The organism is Alkalibacterium sp. m-11 (assembly GCF_054658155.1).
On record NZ_BAAGIR010000181.1, the window covers coordinates 1 to 3,274 of the forward strand.

The 3,274-nt window shown below is 43.6% G+C and carries 4 protein-coding genes; 3 read left to right on the top strand and 1 reads right to left on the bottom strand.

Going from position 1 to position 3,274, the window contains the following annotated elements:
- Nucleotides 1–87: 87 nt before the first annotated feature.
- Nucleotides 88–948, bottom strand: a complete 861-nt coding sequence (locus tag ACYQ2O_RS11275) for an AEC family transporter (protein ID WP_459771224.1) — start codon at nt 946–948, stop codon at nt 88–90.
- Between the two features lie 206 nt (nt 949–1,154).
- Here ACYQ2O_RS11275 and ACYQ2O_RS11280 point away from each other — a divergent pair, with 206 nt between their 5' ends.
- From ACYQ2O_RS11280 to ACYQ2O_RS11290, 3 genes are all read left to right on the top strand, one after another.
- A complete protein-coding gene (locus ACYQ2O_RS11280; RefSeq protein ID WP_346023723.1) occupies nt 1,155–1,631 on the top strand; it encodes an MFS transporter in 477 nt (158 codons plus the stop codon).
- Nucleotides 1,632–2,042: 411 nt separating this feature from the next.
- The gene (locus ACYQ2O_RS11285) at nt 2,043–2,699 is read left to right on the top strand and encodes an MFS transporter (RefSeq protein WP_459771227.1); all 657 of its coding nucleotides are present in this window, start codon (nt 2,043–2,045) and stop codon (nt 2,697–2,699) included.
- 141 nt (nt 2,700–2,840) lie between these two features.
- Nucleotides 2,841–3,065: a hypothetical protein gene (locus ACYQ2O_RS11290; protein WP_346023725.1), complete on the top strand. Its 225-nt coding sequence runs from the start codon at nt 2,841–2,843 to the stop codon at nt 3,063–3,065.
- Nucleotides 3,066–3,274 lie beyond the last annotated feature (209 nt).

A 3,274-nucleotide genomic window follows, 5' to 3' on the forward strand; every position in this document is an offset into this window, starting at 1 on the left:
TGGATCATCAAAAGCGACTTTTTGAAATTTTTCTCCCCCATGGGGGAGAAAGCTCCATTCTTTCAAACAGTTAATCAATCAACTAAGTTAAGAACAATTCTTAACTACAAACTTATTATACGAGGAGATGATGATGCTTACTGAGGACAGAAAACTGGCTAAGGACCGCTTATTGCCGTAAATTATCATATTAATAGTAGAAACTGTTCCGATCGGTGCCAAAGCAACGAGTACTAATGAGATACGGACCAATTCTGGCAGTGGCAGGACCAGGAAAAATATAGCGGCGACTAGGCTACCGATAATATACCGGGTAGCCAGGAGCTGTCTGACTCGCTTGAACGATACTGAGTCGATGCGTATTTCTAGATACAAGCCGACCATGAACATGGACAAGAAAGCATTCCCGCTTGAAAAGAGTCTGAAAACTGACAGCATTTCTTCTGTCAGAACAATACCGATAAGTGCAAGAAGAAACATGACAATATAAGTAGTGAAAGAAGGGGATCGGAACAACCTCAAGATCCTTCTGATATAACCATCGTTCGAGTGATTCTGTCCGGTCATTTTATCGACGATCATTGGGGATCCGCCGAACAGCATGAGTGCATTTCCCATGTCAAAGCTACCTATATAAGGAATGGCTGCCGGGAAAAACCCCTGGACAAAAGGGATAGTAAAGTTGCCAATATTGTATCCAGCCTGACTGAACATCATCAGGGACTGAAGTGGGGCTTCTTTATTACGCCATAAAAAGCCACCCAGGGTGACAAGAGCGATATTCGTGAGGAGACCGAGAGAGATCATGATAAACAAAATAGGTTCTACTGAAACCCCGTTAAATCCGACAACAATCGTCGCAGGAAGGGTCAGGTTAAGTATGATTTTCTGCAGGGCTACTCCGTCAGTTGATCTCAGTATTTTAGCTTGTTTGAATAAGTAGGCCACTAGTATGACCAGTAAAAATTTGAAAAGACTGTAAAAGGACTGCCAGCACAGTTAATCTCCACCTTTCTATATGCAACAACAGTATACCATTATCAGTCATGTCTTGTGAAAGGGAATTCATAGTTAAATATGGAGTAGAATAAGTCAATTCGCTTTGATTGCCAAACTAATAATCTGCTATACTATTTCTGAAAAGGGGAATGAATATGGAACAATCTGCAGAAAGATGGAAAGTGCTGCTCGGCGGTGTCATGATGCAGCTATGTATTGGAGGGATCTACACGTGGAGTTTGTTTAACCAACCATTAGTCGATGCCTTCGGATGGGAGAGAACAGAAGTTTATACGGCCTATTCTCTTATCGTATTTATTTTCGCATTTGTCACCATTTTTTCTGGGCGACTGCAGGACAGAATCGGACCGCGACTAGTTGGGACGATCGGAATGATATGTTTCAGTGCAGGTCTGATAATTGCCTCGCAGGCACGGTCCCTGCCAGTTTTGTATCTAGGCTACAGTCTTGTAGGAGGTATCGGTGTCGGTATGGTCTACGTCTGTCCGTTGTCGACTGGTCTGAAGTGGTACCCGAGAAAGAAAGGGATGGTGACAGGGATCATCATCGGCGCGTTCGGAATGGGCGGGTTTATTTTTAACGTAATTCCGAAAGAAGTCTCCCACTTCTAAGCGTATGGGTGCGAAGCACCAGTGAAAGTGGGAGATGAATTTCGGTCAAGCGATAGCTTGAAGTGGTAAATGTCGTTCTCATTTGGTATGCTTTGTGTATAGATGATAACCAAGTCTATATCTAGGCGACAATCAAGCCTACTGAGTATTCCTTGGCGTTAGCCAAGTAAAAGAAAACCTATGAGGCAGGGACTGCCTTTTGAGCCTACCCATATCCGATTCCTCTGTCTGCATGAAATCTGTGCAGACAAGAATGGAGTTCGTAGGAAGCCCCCACTTCAAAATCCGGAGGATTTAAGTGGTGGGTAGTTCACCTTTTTATTATCCGCACTGATCAGTTCGATTGGGGTATCTCAGACCTTTTTAGTTCAAGGCCTGGTCTACGCATTAGTAGGGATTACTGGGGCACAGATGCTTAAAGTTCCAACACAGTCAGAAAACAAGCACGTGCTTGTCAACGAAAATGACTTTACTACAAAAGGCATGTTGAAGACCCCGGCATTTTACTTATTGTGGATCATGTACTTTGCAGGAAGTCTGAGTGGCTTGCTGGTTATCGGCTTGTCTCAGGATATTGCGAGAGATCTGGTCGGCCTGTCTCCTAAAACAGCAGGTTATGCAGTAGCTGTAGCTGCTGTATTCAATGCTTTAGGGAGACTGGGATGGGGTGCACTGTCTGACTTGATCGGACGATTGAGAGTGTTTACTCTCCTGTTTGGTCTGACTGCTGTATCGATGGCGGTGCTTAGTTTATTTCAGCTCAATGCGTTTACTTACTTTGCGATACTAGGCATTATAGTCAGCTGTTTCGGCGGATTTCTAGCGACGTTTCCGGCAGTGTGCAGCGATTATTTCGGCACATACTATTTTGGATCGAACTATGGTTTGCTCTATCAGGCTTATGGAATATCTGCGCTCATCGGTCCGCTGCTTCTTTCAGCAGTGTCTCAGGAAACACATGCCTTCTTATGGGCATCAGTCTTCGCGCTGCTCGGTTTAGTTCTGACGTTCTTTGTCAGAACACCAGGAAACTTCTCTACAGCTGGAAATCAGTACTCGGAGAAGTAAGCTGGATCAAAGCCGTAACTTTTACACATTTATTAGATTAAATATACATAATCCAGTTACATCCTTCTTGTTGAAGCGCTTTCATATGTGGTATAATCATATAAAGAAATAGGTGAAGCAGTATAGAAAGGAGGAGCAGAGATGTTATTTACTGAAGTAACGGACGAGCGAGCAAAAGACAAAAAACCAGCTAAGATTTTATCTATAGTTACAGGCATAGATAAAGCGATCATACAGTCAGGTGTACAGGAATATGGCTATGAAATGATACTTGAAAACCCTGCTTTACTGAAAATAACCGAGGAAGACCAGCAGAGGATTAGAGAGGCACGTAAACTGGGATACTTGGATGTCACATTATTATAAAAATATACAGAAAAAGTAATAGCACCTTTATGAAAAGGAGCGGGCAATAAAGGAGAGCACAAGTGTAGTAACTGTGCTCTCTTTTTCATGTGCGCCCGGCATGGGCGACAACTTGGTGGTGAAAGTCCACTACAGACTTGGCAGTAGGAACTGTTAGCGAAAGACAAGGGTGTCCGCCGTGAGGCGGAATCTGAAGGAAGTCGGACGCA

Excerpts from the sequence above, each read along its gene's own strand:
- ACYQ2O_RS11280 (WP_346023723.1), top strand. The coding sequence starts at position 1,155 with ATGGAACAATCTGCAGAAAGATGGAAAGTGCTGCTCGGCGGTGTCATG.
- ACYQ2O_RS11285 (WP_459771227.1), top strand. The coding sequence starts at position 2,043 with ATGCTTAAAGTTCCAACACAGTCAGAAAACAAGCACGTGCTTGTCAAC.
- ACYQ2O_RS11290 (WP_346023725.1), top strand. The coding sequence starts at position 2,841 with ATGTTATTTACTGAAGTAACGGACGAGCGAGCAAAAGACAAAAAACCA.